Origin of the sequence: Rhizobium sp. 'Codium 1' (genome assembly GCF_020889605.1) — a bacterium.
Classification (GTDB): Bacteria; Pseudomonadota; Alphaproteobacteria; order Rhizobiales; family Rhizobiaceae; genus Allorhizobium; species Allorhizobium algae.
The window spans coordinates 964740-991610 of sequence record NZ_JAJGPW010000001.1 but is presented as its reverse complement, the minus strand read 5'-3'; the positions used below and the strand labels follow the sequence as shown (position 1 = coordinate 991610).

Below are 26871 nucleotides of genomic sequence, written 5' to 3'. Positions count from 1 at the left end.
CTACCGGGGAAGGCTGGCGGCCGTTGCCCGCGCGCGGATCTCGTCCAGGCTCGAATCCACCAGCAATTCACCGTCCTGCCAGACCGTCGCCATGAGATTGGGCCGCGCCCCGAGATCTTCCAGCGGTACCGGCATGATGTCGTGGCCGTCAGCGATTGCAGCCACGAGACCCGCCATGGCGATCCGCTCCTGCGGATTGGAGGGGCGCCGAACCACGGGGCGCCACTGCTCGTTGCCCTTCTGCACGGCGCTGGTGCGCATGGTGAAGGACAGCGTGTCCCTGTTGATCTTGTGAAGCAGGCCCGATCCCATGCCGAAAGAGATGTTCTCCGCCGAGAACCCCATGCCTTCGAGCCGGCCGAGGATCATCTGGATGTCCTGCAGGGAGACGCCGTCCGACTGGAGCACGCGCACATTGCCGTCGATGACCTTGAAGCCCTTGCCATTGAGCCGCGTGCCATAGGCATAAGCCAGCTGCGCCACCACCTGGATCGGTGTCTCGATCGGATCGCCGCTGTCGGGGCGAACAACGAGCACGCCGCCTGACGCGCGCACCTTGGTCTGCAGCGTCTTGCCCCAGATCTCCGAAACAGCATTGTGGAGGTCGAAGCTGTCGGACACGACGGAATAGCCACCGAAGCTCGCAAAATTGTCGATCAGATGCGAATATGCTTCGGTCTCCTGCGTCTGCCCCCAGGCGATGATCGTACCATGCTCGGCCGCCGGGATCGAACGGGCTGGCATGGACGCATTGTAGAAACGGCGAGCCTGCAGAATGGCCGGCAGCGAGTCCGAGCTGTCGAAGTGTACCAGATGTGCGGCGCCGCCAATCGCTGACTGTTCGACACTCGATGTGCTGCGGCAGCCATAGTCGCTGATGCGGCTCGGCTGCAGACCCATGGGATCGTCTGTCGTTCTGTCGAGGAATGGCTGGATCGCCATGCGCAGGCGCCATGCCGTTGTTGCCACTGTCGACGGATACCAGACTGCCCGAAGCAGCGCCGTTTCCATATAGGATGTGAGCCAAGGCACGCGCGGATCGGTGTTCACCACCTGCATCACTGGCACGCCGCGGCGAATCGCCGAGCCTTCCGCCAGAGCTTCGATCTTCAGCGGCAGCATGCCGCCATGGGCATTGAGAATATGCTCCCAGCCACTGCGGTCGAAAGGCTGGCCATGAGCCGAAGAGATCTCTTGCGCCTCATCGATGTCGGCACGACTGATCGGCGCAGACAGATAGTCCTTGAGGAACATCTGCAGCCCGAAGAACATCACCTCAGGACGGAACGAGTTGCCACGCGTGGTCACGAATGCACTGACGGCCCGCGTGTCCTTCGGATATTGCAGAAAGACGCCGAGCTTGTAGCTGTCGGTGTTCAAAAGAAGATTACGTGTCATGCCGGCGCTGTCCTTGGTCACTGGGGCGACAGTCTGCCGCCTCGCGCATGATGACGGTCAATCAATGCGCGAAGCTGGAGTCTCGCGTTCTGGCGCCGTCGTTAGGGTTTGATTAACCATAGCAGGCGAAGATCGAGGATCGGCAGCGTTCGCGACAGGGCGGCAGTCACACCCTTGTGGCCCGTGCAGGTCCTCGATCGAGGCCTGGGTCCAGAGGCACCAGAACCGGAGAGGTTGCCCATGCTTCCTCCAGTCCTTGCGTCAGCAAATCAGGCCACGACGTCAGCCAAACAGCGTCCGGATCAGGCCCCGACGACACGGCCGACGGCGGTATTCCAAGCCATGGCGCCGGCGATAGCCGACCAGAATTCCGCGATTGCCGGACAGCTCAACATCATGCTGCTCTCCGGGCCCGAGCGGATGTCCCAGAACCTCGCGGCCTTGTCCGATATCCTGGGATCCGCGCTGAAGATCGACCGGCGGATTGGCGAGAGCGTCAACGATTATATGGGCAGGTTGATCGAAGGGATTGCGGCGCTTCCCGTTGCCGACCGGGTGAAGCTGCAGAAACTTCTTTCGCAGGCCTTTGCCGGTCTGCAGTTGCGCACATTGCTCGAGGCCATGGCGAACCCATCGGGGCCGGAGCGCGCGACCCTTGCGCTCTATCTCGAGCTCTACCGCCACAAAGACAGGGACGGCGCGACGCGCTCGGTCATCTCGTCGTACCGCGAACTGGCAGGCGAGGGGCGTTCCAATCCCCTGAGCCCCGGCCGCCCGCCACTTGCCAACGACAGTCCGAGATCCTTTGCTGAGCGGGCTCGCCCGGCCGGGAGCGCCGTTTCGCAATCACCGCTCGCGGCCTCTACACTGCCCCTGGGCAATCCGAAGCCGGGCGAGGGCAGGCTGACATCACCAACCTCGATAAATGATTTGCGGCCGAGTTCGGCTCACCGGCAGCAAACGCCAGCCGCTGTACCAGCGGGGGCTTCGACCCAGGGTCAGGAGCGTCGGCTCGACGCGACGGTGATCAAGTCCGTCCCCGGGTTTCCTGCAGCAAGGGGAACATCTGAAACAGCGTCGCCATTGCCGTCCGCAAGGGGTCAACTGCCCCTTCCGGCTCCATCGGTGGGTCTTACCGGACAGCTGCATGGTTCGGCCCCGACATCGCTTTCTGGAGCCCGACCCGCCGATGCCGACAGTGACCAGAGCCGCGATTCGTCCCGCCCGTCCGGCAGGCCATCACTGGCCGCGGTACCAATGCCTCCTCCGACCGGCATAGCCGGAGAGAAGCCCGCGCTCCCCCAGCCCGGCGGTTGGTTGGCCGAATTGCTGGAGACAGACTTCGTGAAGGCGCTGTTGCGGCTGAAGACCCTGCCAGCCGAGCAATTCAGCGCGGCGTCGCAGGCAGCCGCGCCAAGCCGGACAACAGTCGTGGAACGTGCAGCGACTGGTGCCGCTGCACTTCCCCCGACCGAAGAGGCTGGACAGGAAACCCGAATATCCGAGGCAGGTCAGGCACCTCGCCCTGCTGATACCGAGCCGACCCCGACCCCATCTCCACTTGCCGAGCAGGCGGCTATCCGGTCGATCCTCGGTCGCGAAGGCGTGCCGCTGCCATTCGTCTCCTACATGATCGAAGACGAAATCGAGTGGGAGGAGGAGGTCGAGGAAGAGGAGGAGCGGGAGACTGAGGATCGGGGGCATCCCGAGGACGAAGAGGGGTCGGAAGGCGCAGAGGCGCCAGATGATGCCAAGGCGCCGTTGACGGCCAAGTCCGATGATCAGGATCAGCCGGCAGACGATGTGGCCACGCCAGCCCTCCCCGAGGGGCACGCCATGCCGAGCCGGGCCTTGCCGGCGCCGTCAGACACCGTCGTGCAACTTCCGCCGGAACCGGCTCACGAGCTCTATCTCCGGATGGCCGGTCTCAACTGATTCTTCGTTGCGACACAGAGAAGCCCGCCAGGATCGCTCCCGGCGGGCTCTTTTGTTCAATCAACAGCGAGGATTAGTCGTTGCTGCGGTTCTTCAGGGCTGCGCCCAGGATGTCGCCGAGCGAAGCGCCGCTGTCGGACGAACCGAACTGTGCGACGGCTTCCTTCTCTTCAGCGATCTCGAGAGCCTTGATCGACAGCATGACCTTGCGGTCCTTCTTGGAGAAGTTGGTGACGCGGGCGTCGACAACCTGACCGACCGAGAAACGCTCCGGACGCTGATCGTCACGATCGCGGGCCAGGTCGTTGCGGCGGATGAAGGACGTGATGTCCTCGTGGTTGACCAGCTTCACTTCGATGCCGCCATCATTGGTACCGATGACTTCGCATGAAACGACAGCGTTCTTGCGCAGGTCGCCGGAAGCGGCTGCGTCGCCGACGGCATCCTTGCCGAGCTGCTTGATGCCGAGCGAGATGCGTTCCTTCTCGACGTCGACGTCGAGAACGACAGCCTTGACCACGTCACCCTTGTTGAACTCCTCGATGACCTGTTCGCCCGGACGGTTCCAGTCGAGGTCAGAGAGGTGAACCATGCCGTCGACGTCGCCTTCGAGGCCGATGAACAGGCCGAATTCGGTCTTGTTCTTGACTTCGCCTTCGACTTCAGTGCCGGCCGGGTTGCTGAAGGCAAATGCCTGCCACGGATTCTCGAGGGTCTGCTTGAGACCGAGCGAGATACGGCGCTTCGACGGATCGACTTCGAGAACGACGACATCGACGTCCTGCGTGGTCGAAAGGATCTTGCCGGGATGAACGTTCTTCTTCGTCCAGGACATTTCCGAGATGTGGATCAGGCCTTCGATGCCCGGCTCCAGCTCGACGAATGCACCGTAATCGGTGATGTTCGTGACGGTACCGGAGATCTTCTTGCCAACCGGATACTTGACGGCAATGCCATCCCACGGATCCGACTCGAGCTGCTTCATGCCGAGCGAGATGCGGTGGGTTTCCTGGTTGATGCGGATGATCTGAACCTTGACCGACTGGCCGATGGACAGGATTTCCGAAGGATGGTTGACGCGGCGCCATGCCATGTCGGTGACGTGCAGCAGGCCGTCGATGCCGCCGAGGTCAACGAACGCACCGTAATCGGTGATGTTCTTGACGACGCCGTCAACAACCTGGCCTTCTTCGAGGTTCTGAACGATTTCAGAACGCTGCTCGGCACGCGACTCTTCGAGAACCGTACGACGCGATACGACGATGTTGCCGCGACGCTTGTCCATCTTGAGGATTTCGAAGGGCTGCGGGTTGTGCATCAGCGGGGTCACGTCGCGGATCGGACGGATGTCGACCTGGCTACGCGGAAGGAAGGCAACGGCGCCGTCGAGGTCAACCGTAAAGCCGCCCTTGACCTGGTTGAAGATGACGCCTTCAACGCGCTCACCAGCTTCGAACTTGGCTTCGAGCTTGATCCAGCTTTCTTCGCGACGAGCCTTTTCGCGCGACAGAACAGCTTCGCCGAGAGCGTTTTCGATGCGCTCGACGTAAACTTCAACTTCGTCGCCGACCTTGAGCGTGCCGTCCTTGGCGCGAGCACCGAATTCCTTCAGTGCGATGCGGCCTTCGACCTTGAGGCCGACGTCAACAATGGCGACGTCCTTCTCAATGCCGGTGATGATGCCCTTGGCAACATAGCCTTCGGCCAGATCGGTCTTGGCAAAGGATTCCTCGAGGAGGGCAGCAAAGTCCTCACGCGACGGGGTAGAAACAGACATGAAATCTCCTAGTCGCATCCCACTGGATGCGTGAGCGCCGGGGGTTGGTGTTGATCTTGGCCGGCATCCGATCCGCTCTCATCTGGAGAGCAATCCGGCGCGGGGACTGGATGTCGGCCTTGAGGCTCCGGCTTGGCCGGATCCTGGTCACTTCATTTCGTCAGGGCAGCGTCGATGATCATCTTCGCCGCCAAGAATGCGGCCTCTATACTCATTTCGGAAGTATCTAGCAAGTGCGCGTCATCAGCTGGTTTCAAAGGGCTGTCGGCCCGTCCCATGTCACGCGCGTCCCGCGTCTTCACATCGGCGAAAATCGCCTCGAAATCCGCAGCGCTGCCCTTGGCGATGATTTCGTCATATCGCCGCCTCGCGCGCACTTCCGGCGAGGCAGTGACATAGAGCTTCACGGGTGCCTCTGGGCAGACCACGGTGCCGATGTCGCGCCCATCCAGCACCGTGCCCGGTATGCGCTTCGAAAATGCGCGCTGAGCCTCGACCAAAGCCCGGCGTACGGCGGGCATCACCGCAATCTTCGAGGCCGCTTCGCCGATTTCGTGTGCCGAGAGGACGTCGCGATCGAGTCCGGCAAGCTCCACGTCAAGTGCCATTCGTTCGGCAACCGCTTCATCATCGAGCGGAAGGCCGGCGTCCAGAAGCGCCTTGGCTGTCGCGCGATAGGTGAGGCCGGTGTCGAGATGATGGAAGCTGTAGGTTTCCGCGATCCGGCGCGACAGTGTCCCCTTGCCGGCGGCGGCCGGTCCATCTATGGCGATGATCATTCGACCCTCTTTGTCTCTGTCTCTCATGCCATCGCTGATACAAATCTTGGCAGCCCTTGCCAAGCGAAGCATGCGAACCCACGGTTGCCAAAATTCATGCGCAGATAGCCTTTGACAGGACGGGCATCAGCGATTAAGGGGACCGACTACAGTTTGGCCGGCCTCGCGCCGGGCGCTTGGCGCATGCCCTTAATCTTCACGACTTCATGAGGCTTTGACAGTGGCGAAGGCAGAACTTGGAACGAAACGCACTTGCCCCGACACCGGCAAGAAATTCTACGACCTGAACAAGGACCCGATCGTGTCGCCGTACACGGGCAAGTCCTGGCCGCTTTCCTATTTCGAGGAAACCTCGGTCGCAGCCATCATGGAGAAGGCTGAGGAAGAGGAAGTTGCCGAAGTCGATACCGAAAACACGGATGTCGAGCTGGTGTCCCACGATGACGCCGACGATTCCTCGGGTGACGACATCCCGGACATCGGCGACGATGACGACGTCGAAATCGACGGCGATGACGACGACACCTTCCTCGAGGCCGATGAAGACGATGACGACGATGACGTGACCGGCTTGATCGGGGTCAACGGCGACGACGACGAAGCCTGATATTTCAAGCATTTCGAGCCCGGGTCCAAAAAAATGCCCGGGCTTTCATTTTTCGGCTTGCCATCTCCGACTACCGGAAGTATCAAGCCGCCACCCCGACGGAAGCGGTGCTTTCCAAAGGGTTCCCGGAGCCGGGATAAACCCGGTACCCTGATGGGGCTATAGCTCAGCTGGGAGAGCGCTTGCATGGCATGCAAGAGGTCAGCGGTTCGATCCCGCTTAGCTCCACCAAACTTACGATTTTCTCGATCAAGTCATTGAATGCAATGCTAGTTTAGCGGTGTTCGATTTGCGCTGCGTACCCAGTTGCGTACCCAGCTTGCTCCCCCATGTGCAATGGTCGTTCTATGTTATCGCCCTGTCTAAGCGGCGCACGGGCTGACCGATCGTGGACGATTTCGATTAGCAGCTTGAGGAGTCGCTTGTGGCTGTCATACGCTGTTGATCTAAGCGGGGGAGCAAAGTGGCACAGTTTTTAAATGCGTTATCGCTAAAGTTCTATCGGGGTATAGGGCCTCACGAGCAGCGGATTACCGAGCTCCGTGATTTCAACTTCTTCATCGGCGCGAATAATTCCGGCAAGTCCATAATTCTAAACTTCCTGGCAACTCGTTTGAAATTAGCACGCAAAGGTTATGATCAGACTTCGACCGAGAGGTACCGTGGGGCCGAAACTGGTGAGCTAAATTATTGCATTGGCATCCCACCATCGGTGTTTCTTAGTTCGGTTTACGAAAATATCGGGGAAGGTTATCGGGACCGCCTGGGAATGCATCTCGAAAAATTGGTGGCTGCGATGAGTCCGGAAGGCGTTGTCTGGGTCATTCCGAGTGATCAGGGCGACGGGGCCGTCAGCCGGTACGGTGAAGAGCACGATCTCTATGATCTGTTTCCGGTCTCTATTTGGGAGAGGTTGTGGGACGCGCTTGTTCGGTCAAGCCGTCGGGGCTGGGATAGGGACTGGTTACCGCATATTTTGGATCGTCTCTTACTTCATCAACGGGTTTTGCTGCCGGATGTCCATTTGATCCCGGCAAAGAGAATTATTGGCCCTAAGGACGAGAAGTTTGATGATCTGAGCGGACGGGGTCTGATCGATGAATTGCTCAAGCGTCAGATACCTGAGCATTACGACTACGACCGTGATCGTCAGCAGTTTGCAAAAATTAATAGCTTTCTGGAAAGCGTCACCGATCATCCCGGCGCTCGCATAGAGGTTCCGTACAGTCGGAGCGCCATCCTTGTGCACATGGATAACAAAGTTCTGCCTCTGGAGGCTCTCGGGACGGGGATACATGAAGTAGTGATGCTCGCAGCTTTCTCGACAATTCATGAGAACAGCATAATGTGTATCGAAGAACCAGAGATACATCTTCATCCCATTCTCCAGCGGAAACTTGTGCGATATCTCCAGGAGAACACCAGCAACCAATACTTTATCGCTACGCACTCTGCCGCCTTTATTGATACCCCTGGGGCGGCCATTTTCCACGTTAGTAACGATGGCACTCAGACGTACATACGCGGAACAGGGCTGCGCTCAGAAAAATATAGGGTTTGCGCCGACTTAGGATACCGGGCCTCCGATATTCTACAATCAAACGCTGTCGTTTGGGTTGAGGGGCCGTCCGACCGCATCTATATAAATAAGTGGATCTCGTTGGTTGATAACTCACTGATTGAGGGAGTTCACTACTCCATCATGTTCTACGGCGGTCGCCTTCTAAGCCACTTAAGCGGTGAAGCTGAGACAATTGAAGACTTCATTCAGCTGCGCTCTCTTAACCGCAACTCTGCAATGGTCATCGATAGTGACATGAAAAATTCACGGGACAGGATCAACGATACCAAGAAGCGATTGCGCGAGGAGTTCTCCAAGGAGTCGGGCTTCTGCTGGATCACCGGGGGGCGCGAGATTGAGAACTACGTCGAGCACGGGGTTCTCCAAGATGCGGTTAAGTCAGTCAGCGGGAAAGCTTACGACAAACCGGGTGCTGGAGGGCAATACGACCATGCTCTGTATTACGAGCGCAAGGAGCCCAAGAAACGACGCACCACCAGGGAGGAGGCAGAAAGCCTGCTAGAGACGAAGATTGATAAGGTGGCCGTTGCTCACCTTGTATGCGGCACGGACCTTTCGCTCGATGTGCTGGATTTAAGAAAGCAGGTAACAGATTTGGTTCATTTCATCCAAAAGGCGAACCACGTTTGATCGGTCCTACACAAACCGTAACTCATGCCACACCCCCTCTTCATTCACTTTCGAAGATTGCGGAGGATGATGACGAGTGGAGGCCCAAAGAGGGTCCCATAGCCCACGATGCAAGCGATGGTGACGATAACGGTTCCTGTGGTGATCATAGCGGGTTCCTTGCAGGTGATCTGCGGGTTTCGCAGCGGGATAGGAGAGGGTTCAGGTGGGGCGGTGGAAAAATGTGGAAGGACAGACACGAGCAAGATTGCTCACGGGTCCCTCAGGGTGTCTTTGGGGCCTTCGCTTCGTCCAACACCTTCTGAACGGCTGACTTGCTGAACCCCACCTCCGCCGCGATCTTGCGGACACTGACGCCTTCGGCGCTCAACTGAATGATTTCCGCTTTGACACCCGGAGTGATCTGGGCGGGTCTCCCTCCGGTCCTGCCTTCGGCCTTCGCCTTGGCTATGCCTTCAAGCTGCCGCTCCTTCCGAAGAGCTGTCTCAAACTCTGCGATGCTCGCAAGGATGCCGAAGACCAGTTTCCCGGTTCTGGTGGTGGTGTCTAGCGTAGCGTCGTCCAGTACCCGGAAGCCTACTCCCTTCTGGTTCAAGCCCTCCACGATTTGGTGAAGGTGCGAGGCAGAACGGGCGAGGCGGTCCAGCTTGGTCACTAGCAACACGTCGCCTTCTCGGACGAACCGAAGGCATTCCTCAAGGGCAGGGCGGTCCTTATCTAGGCCCGACTGCTTCTCACTGAACAGCTTCTCCGCACCCGCTGCCGTGAGGCGGTCAATCTGGGTTGCGTGATCCTGCCCGGTTGAACTCACTCTCGCGTATCCTACGATCATCTGCCGTCCACTTTCCTTTATGGCTGTTGTGGACGCATACTTAGTGGACGCTAAATGGACAGTCAAGTGGGCATTGTCCAGAAAGTAAACATTGTGGACGCTAGGCGGTGTTGATCATTTCCATTCAATGGGATCGCGGATACGCTGGTTGCAACGCGGAATAGAGGATGTAGCGTGTGACCTCAGACGAGACGAAGCAACAGCAACTAGCAATCACCATTTCTCGTAGTACCAGTCACACCGAAGCAGATGCATTACGGCTCTGGGCGCAAGGCTTGCTAAGCATCAGAGAGAGCGATCTGTCGTCCTATGCGAAGGGGAGGCAGGCGATAGCTCTGACAGCCTCAAGCAAGGTCATAATGCCGGTGCTGAAAATGATTGCGCGTCAATCTAAGACATATGGATGGGACAGGCGCTCACCGGCGCAGCGAATTGGAATGGGTGCTGCCGCGACTGGAATTGCACTATTCGGTGGGGCCAACGCCGGGATCGCGGCGCTAGGGACAGCGATTGGCGTGCCCTTGTGGATTGTCCTAGGCGGTGGGGCCATGTTCGCCAAATATCTGATTGACGAGTTGTCGCAAAGGCGGTCCCGAGATGGCGGGGCTGCTTCTTATCGAGTGATCGATGCCGAGAAAGAGGAGTAGACGCGTCCGGAAATGCCACCACTGGCACCATTTGCTGCCCTACAGTATTCCTTCGTAAACCACGCCAAATCTCCGGCAAGTTGTCGGGGGAACTGAACGTGGCTAGGGTCGTGCCGTGGAGGTGTCGAAATGACAGTAGGCTGGACTAAGGAAGAGGTGGAGGCGGAACTGCGCCGACGGACAGATGCGCAGCGGAAATATGACCGGAACTGGCAGGAGGCTGCGCGAAAGGCGGAGTCGGCCAATGCGGACGCGAACTGCATTCACTGCGGAAGACCATTCAGAATGGCGTTGGCGGCTGGAGGTGAATGGGGTTTCTGCGACGAGTGTGAAGGCGACTGAAAACAAGTGGCAAGGTTAAGATAGGGTCGCGCCGGGATAGGGCACGGCTGGACCTCACCCCCACCCCACGGGGGGGGTGAGCGATGGATAGTATATGTAGTTCGCTCACACAGTTTTTGTGAAAAGGTCGCGGGGTCCCCTTGGGACTCCTGCCGGGACCTACGTGGTTACCCGAGTATCCGCCGCTTCTCTGCGTCATACTCCGCTGCGGTGGTTGCACCGTCAGCCTTCAACTTGGCGAGCTTCTCCAACTTCTCGACATTCGACAATGCGCCGATCTGCGCTGCACTGTCTTGGCTGGCCTTGCGCTGGGGCTTGCGGAGGAGGAGGTAGAGCGGAAGGAAGAGGATCAGGAAGACAACTATCCAGTGCCAAATCGAAAAGCTCCCGACGGTCTTCCTCCTCCAGTCTCGTCCTGATTGAGTTACTGCAACCATCGGTCAATGACAATGGCGAGCCAGTCTATGGGGCTTGCGTGGTGAAGGCGGCTCTTCCTGTCGCCGTCGAGGCGATTGGTGCGCCTCCAGCAACTCGGATGACCTTGCGACACCTTCCGTAACAGAGCGCTCTCCACGAGGCTCTACGGAGTCAGGAGAGGTGGTGCTGGGAAGCGAGGGACGCCCCAGCCCAAAATGAGCTTTGCTGCGCTATCGCAGGGACCCTCGGCAGGGCACCTCGGGTTTCCCGTGGGCAGCCAGGGTGACAGGCTAGATGTACCCGCTGTTTCACACCCACGTTGCCACTGCACCAGTTGATTTCGATCTCCTTTCACGCATAGGCGACGCAAGTTACCCGACTGAAACTAGCCGTGATTTTTCATCTGGCGCAGATATGGTGCTTCGATGCCCTACTAAGCTTCGGCGTTGAATATCGCATTCTTCAGTTTGGCGTGTTGGTTCCGACAAACTCGCCCTCAGTCTACGTTTTTCTTTCAGGGTAACGAGCATTGGCGTATCAAATTCTTCATGCACTAGACAGGTTGTGCCGCTAACGGTTGACGGAGGGGAGTCGGAAAAAATGGCAAGCTGTCGGACCGCATCGGTGCTGATCTCGTCTTCGCTCTTCTTTGCCGCTACGTTGGCCATCCTCGCCACAGCCAATGCTGCCATCGCTGACGGCACGACGTCCGTGATAGACTACTTCATCGCGAAAAATCCCAAGGATGCGCATCCTCAGTTTCAGAGCACCAACGTTCACCTGATATATTCTTGCATCTATGCAAGAGGCGTTGATCCCACGAATGTTTGCGAGGACTTGAGCGCCATCGCGGCGAGGAATGGACTGGTAACGTATCTAAGGTCGCGTTTTGAGGATCAGATCGCGGTGAACTTCTTGATCTCGGACAGTAAGTACCCAGCAACACGTTTCAAGCATGTTTATGGTGCATGCGGCTTCAGAGATCGGATCAATCAGTCAATAGTGATCATAGGAAAGCGGATCAGGCGCGACGACCTAGAGAGATGCTTCTATACATCGTCTCTAATGCATCTAGGGTTTTATGTCGATGCGACGATATCGGCAAATATTGACCAGCAATCGTTTGACGAGATCGTGGCGTATTACGTTGGTTCTAATGAACCACCATGACTCCTCGAAGGCGTTATGCTTGAGGCAACACGGGGTTCCCTCGGTGTTCTCGCCGTGTTTGTTGCGTTCCCCTCAAGTCAGTTTGGGGGAACCCTGAGGGACCTGCCGGGGGCGATGATCCCCCGGCGATCCTCTCGGGGAACGCTGGGTTCAGCGCTCCACCTGTCTCCACACCCTGCCTTGCTCCCCATGGGCGGTCTCTGCTAAGGCCGCTGCCGGGGACCACTTTGGAGGGTATAGGTTCGTGTTCTTCACTCGTATCGGCAAGGTGATTGCGCACCTCGTCTTCTGGCTTAGCGCTTTTCGTGTCGCCACCTGTCTCTTTGTCATGTTCGGCCCTCTCAGTGTTGACGAGCAACAGGCTTTCGTCAGGGCGTACATCGGCAGCGGCGGTCTTGAAGGGCTGGGTGCCACGCTAGACAAGGCCGCAATAGCGCTCGCCGTAGGTGTAGCCCTCGGGGTCCTCTGCGAGATCAGCGCAAGGACCGGCTGGAGCGACAGGGCCTAAGCTGTCTCTCGCTACTGCGGTCATTTTTCCGGGTGTTGCCTTTTTGTGTATAGGCCTACTGTGCAACACACCGCGAGGTGTCCCCCGTGGGTTCCCGGTGACGTTCTCGGAGTGCCTTGGCATTGGCAATCTGATCACTCCTCATCTTCATGAACCGAGTCACCAACTGGCGTGACAGGCTGAGGGCTTGCGCCATCTGGTCGTGGGTGAGGTGTGGGAAGTGATCGGCAAGCCAATGGATTTCCTGCTTTCCACCCATGGGGCCGCTGCGGCGCTTCTTGAACTCCTGCAAGGCTTCTCGGGCTTCCTCGGCGGGACCCTGAGGTCTTCGCCTCCACCGCCTTCCTTGCCGCCTCCCAGCGTTCCGCAATCCATCGGACACCTTCCGATGAGACAACATCAAACGGCATGCCGTCTGACTTGCGCTTGTTGCGCTTTCCGTACCCCTTGGCGATCACCCAATCTTGGATGCGGTTGCGGGCATTAGAGCCGGTGCCTTCGATCTGAAGAAAGTTCATCTGGTGGAGGACGATAGCGAGTTGCCTCCTGCCGATCCCAAAGGCTTTGCTGAGTTCATCCATGGTGATCCAGTGGCCCTGGTCGATGGAAACCATCTCCCCTGTCTTCCTGTCCAGGATTTCTGAGGTGTACTGCATGCACATACCGGGAAGGATGGTTGGGGCGGTGGCGTCGATCATGATCATGCTGCTGCCCTCACTGCCGCTTCCCGTGCTGCCGTTGATGCGATTTTCTGCGGCTGGCTCTCCGGGGTGTCGCTTGGTTACCTCGGCAACCTCCTGCTCTCCCTTGCCCTTGACGGGGCCACGATATGGCCGGTGCTTCTCGACATGAACGGAACGGGTTTCGCTCTCCACTGCGTCCAGACCTGCCCAGACAGCAAGGGTGCGGTCACGCTTGAACACAGGGATGAAGCCGTCACGGTCCAAGGCCTTGCGGATGACATGGGCGCGGGTCACGGGGTCCAAGCCATGGGCGAGGAGTTCCCGGCAAAGAACCGGCAAGGGACTTTTCGTGGTGCTGCGGTTCCGTCGTCCAGTAAGGTCAACGGTCGTGCCGCTCTCGACATGGCGAGCCGTGAAGGAGCCGACTAGTTCAATTGTTACGACGGGGCGGAGTGGGAGTGTGGCGATGGTCATGCTGCTGGTTACCTTTTCCAGTTCGGGGAGGTTGGATGTCGGCTGGGGCCGCTGGGTATCGATTGGACACGCTGAGGCCTCCGCCGGTCACCTAGGGGTGTCGTCGGGAGGTCTTGGCGGGGCTGTGGTGATCGTCGTGGCTGGGTTGCGGGTGGGGTAGGGCGCTGCGATGCCTCTCCTTGACTCACAGAGGCCCGTAGAGAGCGTTCAGGGGGCTCGGAGATGTCGAGATAGCGGAAGTAGCCGGAAGGCTCTCAGCGAGTCTCTGCGGGATTCGATGGTATGGGTCTGGATGGAGACAAGGAAGGGAGAGCTCTCGGAAGGGCATCCCGGAGAAGTCATGGGATACCCTGAGGGAACCTTGAGTTTATCTCTAGGTAATACTCCCGCTATGTCTTTCAATAAACATTGCAGACGTTACCTAATGGTATCTTATATGTAACTTAGATTTATATCTTTAAGACGTGTACATGCGAATACTGTCTCCTGCTGTCGCCGTCAATGCCACTGTTTTTTGTTCATGCTCGTTTTCGCTTATGCTTCATCCATTCCGGCTGTCCAATTCGGTCTGTCGTGGAGCTTCGTCTTCTCTGAATGGCGGGGTAATTATTTATCGTTTAATATCAATTTGTTGAATTGATCGCTAATGTGCCTTGATGGGGCCGCTGCCGGTGTCCCCTGCCGGGCCCTGTCCGATCCCTCGGAGGGGTGTCGCGATGACCGCTCGGGAGCCGGGAAAACTCTTCATACTGTGCTATATGCAGGGGTAATTATTCCGGGGCCGCTGCCGGTGACCTGCTCCCCGCTTTGAAACCTGCATTCTTTCTGTTGCCGTCGAGGCGAATTATGCGCGTTCCCGCTGCGGCATGGTCGGTGATCCCGGAGAGCGCTTCTTAGTGCTGTATGCGCGGGTAATTGTGCGGCCCGTCAATTGGGAAGTACAAGCGGGGCGGGGTCTGGACTTCGGGCCGCGCTCCCGTCAAATAACTTGCCGTAGTGGACTGCGGAGGCTTGCTTGCCTGATCTGCCGGAACCGAAACCACCTTACAAGCTGGTGGTGGTCGAAACGTATACGGGTCTCAAGGGTGGCCATCAACATGACCGAAGGGTTAGTGTGGTCGCGGGACAGCCTTTCCCTGAAGGTCTGGACGTTTCCTGTTCAAATGAAATGCGTACTCTTCACGCTCTTGGCACACGCTTCCGGGTGCATGGAAAACTGACGCAACGATTAGGCGGGAAGTACTTCGTCTATTGCTCTCCGACCGGGCCTTAAGAAATCGTGAAGTGACCATTCTTGCGGATCGCTGGGAGAACGTCGCGCGGGTTACCCGGTCCTGGAACTCCTTATCCTGGTCCTTATCGAAGCGCATAACGAGCTTGTAAAGGCCGCTTTCCGTGATGAGGGGGGCTTGGTCTACCGTATCGACCGTCGTTGATGAGGATCGCTCTATTCTCGCCCTGGCCGAGGTTAGAGCAAGCGTCGGAAACGTTCACAATTCCCAGGGCGAGCACACATCAGCCGCGACGAACCACGGCTTCCCCTACCCTCTCCGGTTGATCGCAGGTCTCAGTCAATTGGCAGTTTTACCGCCTCTAAGCAACGCCTTGCTTGCTCCAAAAGGGGTCCCGCAGAGTAAACCCCAAGTGTCATGCCTTGCCTCTTGTGGTCCACGACGGCGGCAATGATGCTCTCTGGCTGGTCTGCTCTCTCCGCTGCCGTGATGAACCATCGGCGGAACGAATGGAAGTTGGCACGGGAGCGCCTGTTGCCTTCCCGTGTGTCGTCAACTCCTACCTTTCGCCTGTAGGCGGTGAAGTGGTTCGAAGCCTTGAAAGAGTGCTCCCGGAGGGTCTTGCGGGACTTCGCCGGGGGCCATTCGGGGAATATGCTGTCATCGTTGGACAGGCCGCTGGTGCGCCTTTCAACAATGTCGACAAGCGCCGGATGGATTGGGCAAAGGCGGAAGGATGTCTCCTTCTTCTGCGGCTTGAACGTGAAGTTACCGTCCTTGCAGTCTTTGGCGCGGAGACACACGATTGCGTCCAGTCGAGCGCCACTCAATGCCGCGATCCTCATCAGGTCGTGCATCTCTGGAGAGGCTGGGCCACTGAGTAGGCGCTTCAACTCGTCGTCAGTGAAGGGGCGCTCCTTCTCGTCGTCGGTCTGGAGCGGGATGGTATAGGTTCGCCCTTGCCATACGTTTGCCGACACCTCGTCGCGTCCTTCCATCCACTTCCAATAGGAGCCAAGACGGCGAACATACTTGTTCAGGGTGCGGGGCTGGTGGGTCCCAATGAGGGCGGGGAAGTCGTCGGTAAAGCGGATGGCTTCACGCTTCCCGAAGGTTTCTAAGAAGGGAGACACGTCTTCCGCCTTGCACCAGTCGAGCAGGTATTTCATTGCTCTGTTGTCGTCGGCAATGGTGCGGGGCTTCACACGCAACTGCGACTGATACCGCTCCCGGTGCGCGTCTATCGGTGTCTTCTGCCCCGTGGCGATCCCGGCGAATGTCTTTGCAGCGGCTTCCCGCTCCGGTGCATACTTCGGTGACTTGTCGCGCTCCTCGCCAATGATATCCCCGGCGATCTCCTCGACACGCTGCATGATGTAGGCGTCAAGGCCATCCTCCTCGTCGTCATCCTTGATCGCCCTGCGGATCGCGGCGAGCTTCTGGGCTTCTGCGATGAGGTCTTGGGGTTTCCCTTGGGGGTTCCTTGCGGTTTCGATCTGGGCTTGGAGTTGAGCCACTACTGCCCACTTCTGCCGGTTCGCTTCTGCCAGGCTGTCAGTGTCGAGCGTGTGCTTTAGCTTGGTTGTCCCAAGGGCCTTGTGGAGATTGCGGGGGACCGCGACGACAATGCGCCATTTCGCCCCATGTTGCTCCAGATACCGCTTGTCACTCTTCGCCGGTCGTGCCACTTCAAATCGCCCTATGCGTACCCAATCGCTCCCCCAAGGTGCTCCTCGGAAGTCATTGGGAATACGTAACTATTTGAAACGAAACAAGCAAGAGGCGGGGCAATTCGTACCCCGCTTAGCTCCACCAAAACTTTTCAGACAACTTTCTACAGACGACAGCGCCCAGACGGGCGCATTCCCACCGTGCCGTATGCTGTGCGCTCAGTCTCTCATCGCTGAAACAAATCCACCCGTTCGCCGCTCTTGGAGAGATCGATCTGGAACCAGTCGATGATCTTGGCGACGTCGAGCTTCACTTCGCCATCGCGCAGCTTGAGGTGCAGCTTGTCCTCGCGGACTTCAACGGGAGTGCCGATACAGAGGCGATCATTGCCAGATTCGTCCACGGTATCGACGGCAAATCGCATGGGTGTGCTCCCGAAAAATTCAGCATTCAAATGATGACAGTGGGTCGAGGGTCTAGTAACGCCTCCTTGAGCGAAGCTGGTCTCCCGACAGAAAGAGGGCAGCACGGTGAAAGAGGCCCGATGCCGGGCAGGGAGAATGCGCAGTGTTCGTCGTGTCCAAGCTTTTCTGGAACCTCGTCCAGCCCCTGTCCCTGGTCTTCGTCTTTGCTGGCCTGGCCCTGGTGATGATCTGGATGCGGTGGGTTCGCATGGCGGCGGCCGCGCTGTCCTTGTCCTTGATCGTGCTTTTCCTCACCCTCTACACGACATTGGGTTCGCTCCTGCTGCAGACCCTCGAGGCCCGCTTTCCAAGGCCGGCCGCCGATCCCCGGGAGCTCTCCTGCATGATCGTGCTGGGTGGTGCCTTCGAGACGGAGGTGACCACGACACGCGGCGGCATGGACCTCAATCAGGCAGCTGACCGATTCGTCGAGGCGCTGCGGCTGGCGATCCGATATCCGCAGGCGCGGATCCTCGTCTCGGGCGGTGACGGCTCCCTGAGCGGCGCCTTTGAGGGCGATGCCGCTGCCTCGGTCCGCTTTTTCGAGGCCTTTGGGATTTCTCGCGACAGGCTGATTGCCGAGACCACGTCGAGAAACACCGACGAAAATGCCCAAAACAGCCGCGAGCTCCTGGCCTCCAGCGGTCTGCGACAATGCCTGCTCATCACCTCCGCCTTCCACATGCCGCGCTCTGTCGGCCTGTTCCGCAAGGCGGGCGTCGAGGTGACGCCCTGGCCCGTCGATTATCGCACCGCCGGCAACGTCTCTTTCGCGCTCGACTTCACCCAGCCAAGCCTCAATGCGCAGCAGATGTCGACGGCGTTGCGGGAATGGGTGGGCTTGCTTGCCTACCGGATGCTCGGTCGGATCGACGCCGTCTATCCGGCGCCGTAGACACGGCTATTTCTTCGAGATTGTCAGGAATTTGGTCCCGCGCACGCGAACGGTCATCTCACAGGGCTGCTCGCCCTCTGCGCGTTCGCAATAGCGCGGGTGCATCTTCAGTACGAAGACCATGTTGCCGAACCGTTTGATGAAATCATAGGTGTACATCTGCGCCGTGGCGATCATGAAATAGCCGCCCTCTTTCACCTGCAGATAAAAGTTGAACGGGCAGCCCTCGGCCGAACAATCAGGGCCGCGCACTCCGTCGCAGACGATCTCGCTGCTATTGGTGACCGCGTCCTTGATGCCGTCATTGTTGATGTCGATGCGGTCGATGAAGCGGCCGCCATATTGCACCACCTTGCATCGCTTGGCGTAGTGATTCTTCTCATAAATCTCGGGATCGGTCAGCAATTCCTGCTGAGCGACGACAGGCCCGGCGAAAAGGCCGGCCACGACGACGAGGAGAAGGAAACGGGAGAGGAAGGTCACGGTCTGGACTCCGGAGCGCAATCTGTGCTGAACGATGGGGAAGTCTAGCGCCTGCGTCTTGCCTCACCCTTAACGGCGTGATCCAAATCTGGCCCCGACTGAAGGCTCCAGCAAGGAAATCATCCATGTCGTTCCTGTCTTATCTCGATTATGCCGGGATCGCCCTGTTTGCGGCCACTGGCGCTCTCGCCGCGTCGCGCAAGCAGCTCGACATGATCGGCTTCCTCTTCTTCGCCGTGGTGACGGGGCTCGGAGGCGGCACGGTCCGCGACATCGTGCTGGGGCGTGTCCCGGTCTACTGGGTGCTAAATCCTGACTATATCTTGATCTGCTGTGCGATCGGCGTGCTCGTCTTCTTCACCGCCCACATGGTCGAATCGCGTTACCGCCTGCTGATCTGGCTCGATGCGATCGGGCTCTCGGCCTATTGCGTGATGGGCGCGGCAAAGGGTCTGGCCGCGACTGGTTCCCCGACGATTGCGATCGTGACGGGTACATTGACGGCAAGCCTTGGCGGTGTCCTGCGTGATCTTCTGGCGAACGAGCCATCGGTGTTGCTCAGGCCGGAGATCTACATCACGGCGGCCCTGGTGGGCGCAGCCGTGTTCACGGGGGCCAACGAATTTGGAATGCCGCTCTATGCAGCGTCGGTCATTGGCGCTTTGGCGGCCTTTGTTATTCGCGGAGGAGCGCTGTACTTCGGTTGGACCTTCCCGACCTACAAGCACAAGCCCGGCCGGCATCCCGATGAGGTAATGTGAGGGGAAGGGCGCGGGTCGGAAAACTCAGCCCTGCTTGGGCCTCAGCCGGATGACAACGTCGACATGAGCGATTTCCATGCCTTCCGGGGCCGGCGGCAAGTTGTCGATGCTGATATTGTTGACCGGGATGTCCAGCACCCTGTTTTCGCCTTCGACGAAAAAGTGATGATGGTCCGAGACATTGGTGTCGAAATAGGTTTTTGAGCTCTCGACGGCCAAGACCCGTATGAGGCCGGCTTCGGTGAACTGGTGCAGCGTATTGTAGACCGTTGCCAAAGAGACCGGAAAATCGGCGGCGAGCGCCTCGTCATGCAACTCTTCGACCGTCAGGTGGCGATCGCCCTTGGCAAACAGAAGTCCGGCCAAGGCAATGCGCTGTTTCGTCGGACGAAGACCCGAGCGACGCAGTTTCAGTTCGATGCCTGTTTGGCAGCTTGCCATCGTCAAGGACGCACTCCAGTCTCATTGCGGTACGAATTAGTGTACGCAAGTGTCGATATAGCTGCAAAATCAGGGTGTTTCAATAGTTCCGCCGCGCTTCGAGCCTGCACATGCTGAAGTTCGGCGGTTTTTTGGACCATCCGCACTGGTGATGGTCTTTTCCTTCCTGTATGCGACCATGATATGAGACTGGGGCGCCCAATGTCCCGGGACAGAGGTGCAGGGCCTGCAGGGCTTCAATTTGCCTTCGTCTTGCTCTATTGGGTCCCGGACATGTGAAGCAGAGGGGGGAAGAAGAAGAACAATGGTTACGAGACAGTCCAGCTACAATTACGATGAAATCCTCGCCTGCGGCCGCGGTGAACTGTTCGGCCCCGGCAATGCGCAGCTTCCCCTTCCGCCCATGCTGATGGTGCATCGGATCACCGATATCTCGGAAACCGGCGGCGCCTTCGACAAGGGTTACCTCCGCGCGGAATACGACGTGCGCCCCGACGACTGGTATTTCCCCTGCCATTTCCAGGGCAATCCGATCATGCCTGGTTGCCTCGGTCTCGACGGCATGTGGCAGCTGACGGGTTTCTTCCTCGGCTGGCTGGGTGAACCCGGCCGCGGCATGGCGCTGTCGACAGGCGAAGTGAAGTTCAAGGGCATGATACGCCCCGAGACCAAGCTTCTCGAATATGGCATCGACTTCAAGCGCGTCATGCGCGGTCGCCTCGTACTTGGTACGGCCGACGGCTGGTTGAAGGCCGATGGAGAAACTATCTATCAGGCAACCGACCTCCGCGTTGGTCTGTCGAAGGACAAGGCGGCCTGATCCGGCCTTGTCCGTACCTTGAGTTCATGAAGAAGGTCTGAGAGATGAGACGGGTTGTAATATCGGGTCTGGGCATCGTGTCCTCCATCGGTGCCGATGCCGCCGAAGTCACCGCATCCTTGCGCGACGCCAAATCGGGCATCACCTTTTCTCCCGATTTCGCCGAGAATGGTTTCCGTTGCCAGGTCTGGGGCAAGCCGACGTTGGATCCGACCGAACTGGTCGATCGCCGCGCAATGCGCTTCCTGTCGCAGGGCGGCGCCTGGAATCATGTCGCCATGAAACAGGCGATCGCCGATGCCGGCCTCGAAGAGGCCGACTATGCGCAAAATGAGCGCGTCGGTATCATCATGGGCTCCGGTGGCCCGTCGACGAAGCAGATCGTCGAAGCCGCGGATATCGTCCGCCAGAACAAGAGCCCCAAGCGCATCGGCCCGTTTGCCGTACCGAAGGCCATGTCGTCGACCGCGTCTGCAACGCTTGCCACCTGGTTCAAGCTGCACGGCGTCAACTACTCGATCTCGTCTGCCTGCTCGACCTCGGCCCATTGCATCGGCAATGCCTATGAGATGATCCAGTGGGGCAAGCAGGACATGGTTTTCGCCGGCGGCCACGAGGATCTCGACTGGTCCATGTCGAGCCTGTTCGACGCCATGGGCGCCATGTCGTCAAAATACAACGACACGCCCTCGACCGCTTCCCGGGCCTACGATGTCTCGCGTGACGGCTTCGTCATCGCCGGCGGTGCCGGCGTCCTGGTTCTGGAAGACCTTGAGCATGCCAAGGCTCGCGGTGCCAAGATCTACGCCGAAATCACCGGCTATGGCGCGACGTCTGACGGTTACGACATGGTCGCTCCCTCGGGCGAAGGCGCGATGCGCTGCATGCGCCAGGCGCTCTCGACGGTGACAGGCGACGTCGACTACATCAACACCCACGGCACGTCGACGCCGGTGGGCGACAGCAAGGAAATCGGCGCGATCCGGGAAGTCTTCGGCGACAAGATCCCGCATATCCAGTCGACCAAGTCTCTGACGGGTCACTCGCTGGGTGCCGCCGGCGTCCAGGAATCGATCTATGGCCTTCTGATGATGCAGGAAAAATTCATCGGCGAGAGCGCCCACATCACCGAACTCGACCCTGAATTCGAAGGGGTGCCAATCGTGCGCAAGCGCATCGACAATGCGAAGATCGATACGGTGCTGTCCAATTCCTTCGGCTTTGGCGGCACCAATGCGACGCTGGTCTTCCAGCGTCACAACGGCTGATCCTGACAGCCGGCACAAAAAAAAAGCCTGGCGCGTTGCTGCGCCAGGCATTCATCCGAAGTGGTCCGCCAGCCGTGGAAGCACGGCTTACTTCGGTTGATGCGGATTGGTGTGATCTATGACGCCCATCAGCATGGCGATGCTGACTGCATGCATGAGATTGCTTGCTTCGAGCTTCTCCCGAGCGCCGGTGAGCGCCTCGTTTACTTCATCACTCGATAGTGCGAGCACATTGGCTGCTTCGTCCGCGCGCATGCCCTCGGCCACGAGCTGCAGGCAGCGGATTTCGCGGGCTGATAAGACGGCAAAGGCGGGATGTCGCCCGATCGCCCGTTTGGTATCGGTATTCATAATTGCAATTACCGCCATGGAGAATACGCGACCTGATGATCACATCAGGTCGTCAGACGGCGCGAATACCATTATAACTGGAACCGTGTCGTTGACACTGCACGCCAAGTATTTATCCGCACGCGCTAAATAAGCGGAGCCGGCTGCATGGAGCGTCTCGTGGAGCATATTAGGGCCGCTCAGCCGCCACTTGTCAAGCTGGGCTGCGCTCAGGCGGATTTGCGCTCGCGCACTTCTGTCGGCGTCGAGCCGAACCAGCGCGTCACCGATCGAGTAAAGGCGCTGGGAGCCGAATAGCCCAGGCGATAGCAGATTTCCGAAATCGGAAGTTCGCTCTCCGTCAGCAGGCTGAAGCTGACGTCTTTCCTGATCTGGTCCCGCAAGTCGTTGAGACTGGTCCCCTGGGCGGCAAGCCGTCTCTGGAATGTCCTCCCGGAGAGGCCGAAATAGGGTGCGATTTCGGAGAGGGGATAGTCGTCGTCGGAGACATGAAGCAGGAGATAGCGGCGCACCTGTTCCAGGAAATCCGCTCCCTTCTCCGGCAAGGCTGGTCTCAGGCTGCGGCATTGGAGGTCCATGAGCTCGAAGAGGCGCCGGTCGCCCGTGGAGTTGTGCGCCTCCAGAAAGCTCAAGGGAAAGTGAATGCAGTTCATGCCCGCCGCAAAGCTCACGCGGCGTGACAGCAACTGGCGGAAAAGCTGCGGATTGCGCGGGTGCGGCCGTTCGAGCTCGATCTCTATGCCATCGCTGTTGGCGAGTTCCTTTGCGCGCTGCATGACGAGACCAACCGACATGTCGACATATTGGTCGCGCTTCACGATAACAGGCGCAAAGGTCCAGGCCAGATGCGCCCCGCGTTCGTCGAGCGAGAGCCGGCAATAGCTGGTATGGGTGACATATTGGATGTGGTCGTCCAGGAAGCGAACGAAGTCCAGCCCGGTAGGCGCTGCCATGAGGCCGTAACCGAAAGGCCCGGTGGACCCCGCTTCATAGTCCTTGATGCTCGTGAGCCCGAAAGCCTCGTCATCGGCCAGCAAGGCACAGGCCTCCAGGAGCCGGCAGAGGCGGTCGAGGCTGATCCGGGCAGTCAGGCTCTGAAATGTCTCGGGATCGATCTCCAGAGCCCTGCAGATCGGCTCGACGTCTATTCCATAGGACTTGGCATGCACGACCACCGCCGAAGCAAGGCCGGCCACGGTGGTCAATTCATCGGTGAGGTTCCGAGAAGGCATGAAGACCGCTGGCGCCAGAAGTGAAAGCTACTGGCGTCAGATGCTAAGCGAGGACAGGCACAGAGTCGAGTGCCACATGGTCTATGTCCGAACGCGGTTGATCACAAAGGCGTCTGCTCAGCGTTTGGCCCAAAGCACCTTGAAGCGGGCATTGCGGCAGACTTCGCCATGCTGCTTGAAATGCGCCCCGAGGATTGGCTCGTAGGGTAGGCCGCGGTTCGCCACCATCAGCAATTCGCCACCGCCGCGAAGTGCTTCTGCGGCTGCCTTGATCATGGCCGCCCCGATCGACGGTTCGGCGGCATGCCCCTCGTGGAAGGGTGGGTTCATGATGACGAGGTCGTATTTCTCTTTCGCCGGTTCGTTGGCCAGATCCTGCCAGAAGAAACGCGTTGTCAGGGTCGGGCAGTTCTTCGCCAGGTTGCGCTTGGCATGTTCCAGCGCTTCGTGGCTCGCCTCGAACAGGTCGATACGGTTGGTGCGGGGGGCAGCATCTGCCAGCATCACCGAAAGATAGCCCCAGCCAGCGCCGAAATCAGCGGCATTGCCGTTGAAGTCTGCCGGCAGACGGGTCGCCAGCAATTCGGACCCTTCATCCGCATGGGCATGGGAAAAGAGCCCCGAGCGGGTCTCGAAACGGCCATCGACCGTGACCGTCTTGGCGGCCAATGTCGAAACGAGTGCCGATGTATCCTCGGGCACGGTGAACCAGGCGACCACGCCGTGATATTTCGGCATGGATTCGGGCGAAAGACCCAGGCGATCGAGCTGCTTGCGAAGCGGCAGGATCCCGTCTTCCTTGGCGCCGGCGACCAGCACGGTGCCGCCGGGCTTGACGCGCTTCAGCGCCTCGGCAACGCGATCTTCGTTGACACCCTTGTGTTTGCCGCACAGTACCAGCGCGCCATCGTAATCATTGCCCTCGACAGCCGGCAGTGGCTTGAGATGGCTCGCCTCGAGGCGGCGGAATTCGGGGCGGAAATCCTGAACGGCCGTGAGTTCGGCCGCGAAACCTTCGGGCTTGGCAAACCCTGCTTCAGCGCCCAGGAAAAGCCAGCGGCTTTCCGCAGCCGGCAGGGCGACAGCTTCGGTAACGAAGGGATGGAACAGGGTCTTCAGGCTTTCGCGGCTCATGGCTCGGTCTTCTCTCTCGGCGAACAAAAAAGGCGCGGAATTTCTCCCGCGCCTCGGATCGGGAACGACGTCCGCTTATTCAGCGGCTTCGCCATCCTTCTTATCGGCAGCGACTTCCTTGCCGGTCGTCTGGTCGACGGCCTTCATGGACAGGCGAACCTTGCCGCGCTCGTCGAAGCCCATCAACTTGACCCAGACCTTGTCGCCTTCCTTGACGACGTCGGAGGTCTTGGCAACGCGCTCGGAAGCGAGCTGCGAGATGTGCACGAGGCCGTCACGCGAACCGAAGAAGTTGACGAAGGCGCCGAAGTCGGCGGTCTTCACAACCGTACCTTCGTAGACCACGCCGACTTCCGGCTCGGCCACGATCGAATGGATCCACTTGCGGGCAGCTTCGATTTCCTTGCCGGAGGCAGAGGCGATCTTCACGGTGCCGTCGTCTTCGATGTTGATCTTGGCGCCGGTCTTTTCGACGATTTCGCGGATGACCTTGCCGCCCGAACCGATGACTTCACGGATCTTGTCGACCGGGATGTTCATCACTTCGATGCGCGGGGCGAACTCGCCGAGCTGGCCACGGCTTTCCGAAAGGGCATTGGCCATCTCGTTGAGGATGTGCTTGCGGCCACCCTGAGCCTGGCCGAGCGCGACCTTCATGATCTCTTCGGTGATACCGGCGATCTTGATGTCCATCTGCAGCGAGGTGATGCCGTCGGCAGTACCCGCTACCTTGAAGTCCATGTCGCCGAGGTGATCTTCGTCGCCGAGGATGTCGGAGAGAACCGCAAAGCGCTCGCCTTCGAGGATGAGGCCCATGGCGATACCGGCAACCGGCTTTGCCAGCGGAACGCCGGCGTCCATCAGAGCCAGCGACGTGCCGCAAACGGTTGCCATCGAGGACGAGCCGTTCGACTCGGTAATCTCGGAGACGACGCGCAGCGTGTACGGGAACTGTTCTGCAGACGGCAGCATCGGACGGATGGCGCGCCATGCGAGCTTGCCGTGACCGATTTCGCGACGGCCCGGCGAACCCATGCGACCCGTTTCACCGACCGAGTAGGGCGGGAAGTTGTAATGCAGAAGGAAGCGTTCCTTGTACATGCCGGTCAGGCTGTCGACATACTGTTCGTCTTCGCCGGTGCCGAGCGTGGCGACAACGATCGCCTGGGTCTCGCCACGGGTGAACAGAGCCGAACCATGCGTGCGCGGCAGGATGCCGACTTCAGACACGATCGCACGAACGGTCGACAGGTCACGGCCGTCGATACGGCTCTTGGTGTCGAGGATGTTCCAGCGAACGATCTTCGCCTGCAGGTGCTTGAAGACGGCGCCGATCACTTCATTCGGGTACTTCGGCTCTTCGCCTTCCGGGAAGAAGTGTGCCTTCACCTTTGCCTTGACGGCGTCGACGGCGGCGTAGCGATCAGCCTTCTGGGTAATCTTGTAGGCAGCGCGAAGTTCGGTCTCGGCGATCGAGAGCATTTCGGCTTCGAGAGCGGAATGATCTTCCGGTTCGAATTCGCGCGGCTCCTTGGCAGCGACTTCGGCGAGCTTGATGATCGCGTCGATGACCGGCTGGAAGCCCTTGTGGCCGAACATGACGGCGCCGAGCATGATGTCTTCGTTCAGTTCCTTGGCTTCCGATTCGACCATCAGCACGGCGTCCTGGGTGCCGGCAACGACGAGGTCGAGGGTCGACTCGTCCATCTCGTCGAGATGCGGGTTCAGAACATATTCGCCGTTGATGTAGCCAACGCGTGCGCCGCCGACGGGGCCCATGAACGGAACGCCGGAGAGCGTGAGGGCCGCCGAAGCGGCAACCATGGCAAGTACGTCCGGATCGTTTTCGAGGTCATGCTGGACGACGGTGACGACGACCTGGGTTTCGTTCTTGTAGCCTTCCGGGAAGAGGGGGCGGATCGGACGGTCGATCAGGCGGGAAACCAGCGTTTCCTTTTCCGAAGGACGACCTTCGCGCTTGAAATAGCCACCCGGGATCTTGCCGGCGGCATAGGTCTTTTCCTGGTAGTTGACGGTGAGCGGGAAGAAGTCCTGGCCCGGCTTTGCCGACTTGGCCGAAACCACGGTGGCGAGAACGACGGTTTCACCATAGGTGGCGAGAACGGCGCCGTCGGCCTGGCGGGCAATCTTGCCCGTTTCCAGCTTCAGCGGACGGCCTGCCCACTCGATTTCAACGCTGTGAACATCAAACATATCTTGTCCTTCATATGCAGGTCCGGGCCGCCGTAATCCGGGGGCTCGCAGGGTCTGCAATGTGCTGACGCAATCACGGGCAAGACAGTGGGAGGCTTCAGATCCGGCGGGTCATCCCCGCAAA

General features: G+C 59.1%; 23 protein-coding genes and 1 tRNA gene. 11 read left to right on the top strand and 13 right to left on the bottom strand.

Annotated elements, in window-relative coordinates:
- A complete protein-coding gene (locus LJE98_RS04805) occupies positions 1-1398 on the bottom strand; it encodes a nicotinate phosphoribosyltransferase (protein ID WP_229573714.1) in 1398 nt (465 codons plus the stop codon).
- Between the two features lie 342 nt (positions 1399-1740).
- On the opposite strand from LJE98_RS04805, the gene LJE98_RS04800 reads away from it, so the two are divergent.
- Positions 1741-3333, top strand: coding sequence for a hypothetical protein (locus LJE98_RS04800; RefSeq protein WP_229573713.1), 1593 nt, complete (start codon positions 1741-1743; stop codon positions 3331-3333).
- Between the two features lie 73 nt (positions 3334-3406).
- Here the strand turns inward: LJE98_RS04800 and rpsA are convergent, their stop codons facing one another.
- Entirely contained in the window at positions 3407-5110 is a 1704-nt protein-coding gene (gene rpsA / locus LJE98_RS04795; RefSeq protein ID WP_229573712.1) for a 30S ribosomal protein S1, read from the bottom strand.
- Positions 5111-5262: 152 nt separating this feature from the next.
- Positions 5263-5889, bottom strand: coding sequence for a (d)CMP kinase (gene cmk / locus LJE98_RS04790; protein ID WP_229573711.1), 627 nt, complete (start codon positions 5887-5889; stop codon positions 5263-5265).
- A 220-nt stretch (positions 5890-6109) separates the two neighbouring features.
- Between cmk and LJE98_RS04785 the strand changes: the two genes are divergently transcribed.
- From LJE98_RS04785 to LJE98_RS04775, 3 genes are all read left to right on the top strand, one after another.
- On the top strand, positions 6110-6496 hold the full coding sequence (locus LJE98_RS04785; RefSeq protein WP_229573710.1) for a TIGR02300 family protein: 387 nt from the start codon (positions 6110-6112) through the stop codon (positions 6494-6496).
- A 155-nt stretch (positions 6497-6651) separates the two neighbouring features.
- Positions 6652-6727: transfer RNA gene (locus LJE98_RS04780), tRNA-Ala, on the top strand.
- A gap of 232 nt (positions 6728-6959) precedes the next feature.
- Positions 6960-8708: an AAA family ATPase gene (locus tag LJE98_RS04775; RefSeq protein ID WP_229573709.1), complete on the top strand. Its 1749-nt coding sequence runs from the start codon at positions 6960-6962 to the stop codon at positions 8706-8708.
- A 262-nt stretch (positions 8709-8970) separates the two neighbouring features.
- Here LJE98_RS04775 and LJE98_RS04770 read toward each other — a convergent pair whose 3' ends face one another.
- Positions 8971-9540, bottom strand: coding sequence for a recombinase family protein (locus tag LJE98_RS04770; RefSeq protein ID WP_229573708.1), 570 nt, complete (start codon positions 9538-9540; stop codon positions 8971-8973).
- A 176-nt stretch (positions 9541-9716) separates the two neighbouring features.
- Here LJE98_RS04770 and LJE98_RS04765 point away from each other — a divergent pair, with 176 nt between their 5' ends.
- The 3 genes from LJE98_RS04765 to LJE98_RS04755 all read left to right on the top strand — a co-directional run bounded on the left by LJE98_RS04765 (position 9717) and on the right by LJE98_RS04755 (position 12624).
- A complete protein-coding gene (locus LJE98_RS04765) occupies positions 9717-10187 on the top strand; it encodes a hypothetical protein (RefSeq protein WP_229573707.1) in 471 nt (156 codons plus the stop codon).
- Between the two features lie 1359 nt (positions 10188-11546).
- On the top strand, positions 11547-12116 hold the full coding sequence (locus LJE98_RS04760) for a hypothetical protein (protein WP_229573699.1): 570 nt from the start codon (positions 11547-11549) through the stop codon (positions 12114-12116).
- Between the two features lie 244 nt (positions 12117-12360).
- On the top strand, positions 12361-12624 hold the full coding sequence (locus LJE98_RS04755; RefSeq protein ID WP_229573697.1) for a hypothetical protein: 264 nt from the start codon (positions 12361-12363) through the stop codon (positions 12622-12624).
- A gap of 134 nt (positions 12625-12758) precedes the next feature.
- On the opposite strand, the gene LJE98_RS04750 is transcribed toward LJE98_RS04755, so the two are convergent.
- From LJE98_RS04750 to LJE98_RS04740, 3 genes are all read right to left on the bottom strand, one after another.
- Positions 12759-13781, bottom strand: a complete 1023-nt coding sequence (locus tag LJE98_RS04750; protein ID WP_229573695.1) for a hypothetical protein — start codon at positions 13779-13781, stop codon at positions 12759-12761.
- Positions 13782-15348: 1567 nt separating this feature from the next.
- The gene (locus LJE98_RS04745; protein ID WP_229573693.1) at positions 15349-16701 is read right to left on the bottom strand and encodes a DUF6538 domain-containing protein; all 1353 of its coding nucleotides are present in this window, start codon (positions 16699-16701) and stop codon (positions 15349-15351) included.
- A gap of 209 nt (positions 16702-16910) precedes the next feature.
- The gene (locus tag LJE98_RS04740; RefSeq protein ID WP_229573692.1) at positions 16911-17108 is read right to left on the bottom strand and encodes a hypothetical protein; all 198 of its coding nucleotides are present in this window, start codon (positions 17106-17108) and stop codon (positions 16911-16913) included.
- 143 nt (positions 17109-17251) lie between these two features.
- Here LJE98_RS04740 and LJE98_RS04735 point away from each other — a divergent pair, with 143 nt between their 5' ends.
- A complete protein-coding gene (locus tag LJE98_RS04735; RefSeq protein WP_229573686.1) occupies positions 17252-18043 on the top strand; it encodes a YdcF family protein in 792 nt (263 codons plus the stop codon).
- 6 nt (positions 18044-18049) lie between these two features.
- On the opposite strand, the gene LJE98_RS04730 is transcribed toward LJE98_RS04735, so the two are convergent.
- Complete coding sequence (locus LJE98_RS04730; RefSeq protein WP_370660300.1) at positions 18050-18526, bottom strand: hypothetical protein; 477 nt, start codon at positions 18524-18526, stop codon at positions 18050-18052.
- Positions 18527-18651: 125 nt separating this feature from the next.
- Between LJE98_RS04730 and LJE98_RS04725 the strand changes: the two genes are divergently transcribed.
- The gene (locus LJE98_RS04725) at positions 18652-19287 is read left to right on the top strand and encodes a trimeric intracellular cation channel family protein (protein ID WP_229573684.1); all 636 of its coding nucleotides are present in this window, start codon (positions 18652-18654) and stop codon (positions 19285-19287) included.
- A 24-nt stretch (positions 19288-19311) separates the two neighbouring features.
- On the opposite strand, the gene irrA is transcribed toward LJE98_RS04725, so the two are convergent.
- Positions 19312-19728 (bottom strand): iron response transcriptional regulator IrrA, encoded by a 417-nt coding sequence (irrA, locus tag LJE98_RS04720; protein ID WP_229573682.1) that lies wholly within the window; start codon positions 19726-19728, stop codon positions 19312-19314.
- Between the two features lie 304 nt (positions 19729-20032).
- Here irrA and fabA point away from each other — a divergent pair, with 304 nt between their 5' ends.
- Positions 20033-20548, top strand: a complete 516-nt coding sequence (gene fabA / locus LJE98_RS04715; RefSeq protein WP_229573681.1) for a 3-hydroxyacyl-[acyl-carrier-protein] dehydratase FabA — start codon at positions 20033-20035, stop codon at positions 20546-20548.
- Between the two features lie 44 nt (positions 20549-20592).
- Positions 20593-21816, top strand: a complete 1224-nt coding sequence (gene fabB, locus LJE98_RS04710) for a beta-ketoacyl-ACP synthase I (protein ID WP_229573679.1) — start codon at positions 20593-20595, stop codon at positions 21814-21816.
- An 87-nt stretch (positions 21817-21903) separates the two neighbouring features.
- Here fabB and LJE98_RS04705 read toward each other — a convergent pair whose 3' ends face one another.
- The 4 genes from LJE98_RS04705 to pnp all read right to left on the bottom strand — a co-directional run bounded on the left by LJE98_RS04705 (position 21904) and on the right by pnp (position 26747).
- Entirely contained in the window at positions 21904-22167 is a 264-nt protein-coding gene (locus LJE98_RS04705) for a LuxR C-terminal-related transcriptional regulator (RefSeq protein ID WP_229573678.1), read from the bottom strand.
- Positions 22168-22376: 209 nt separating this feature from the next.
- A complete protein-coding gene (locus LJE98_RS04700) occupies positions 22377-23399 on the bottom strand; it encodes an AraC family transcriptional regulator (RefSeq protein ID WP_229573677.1) in 1023 nt (340 codons plus the stop codon).
- A 117-nt stretch (positions 23400-23516) separates the two neighbouring features.
- Entirely contained in the window at positions 23517-24533 is a 1017-nt protein-coding gene (locus LJE98_RS04695; RefSeq protein ID WP_229573675.1) for a class I SAM-dependent methyltransferase, read from the bottom strand.
- Positions 24534-24608: 75 nt separating this feature from the next.
- Positions 24609-26747 (bottom strand): polyribonucleotide nucleotidyltransferase, encoded by a 2139-nt coding sequence (gene pnp, locus LJE98_RS04690; RefSeq protein ID WP_229573674.1) that lies wholly within the window; start codon positions 26745-26747, stop codon positions 24609-24611.
- Positions 26748-26871: the final 124 nt, after the last annotated feature.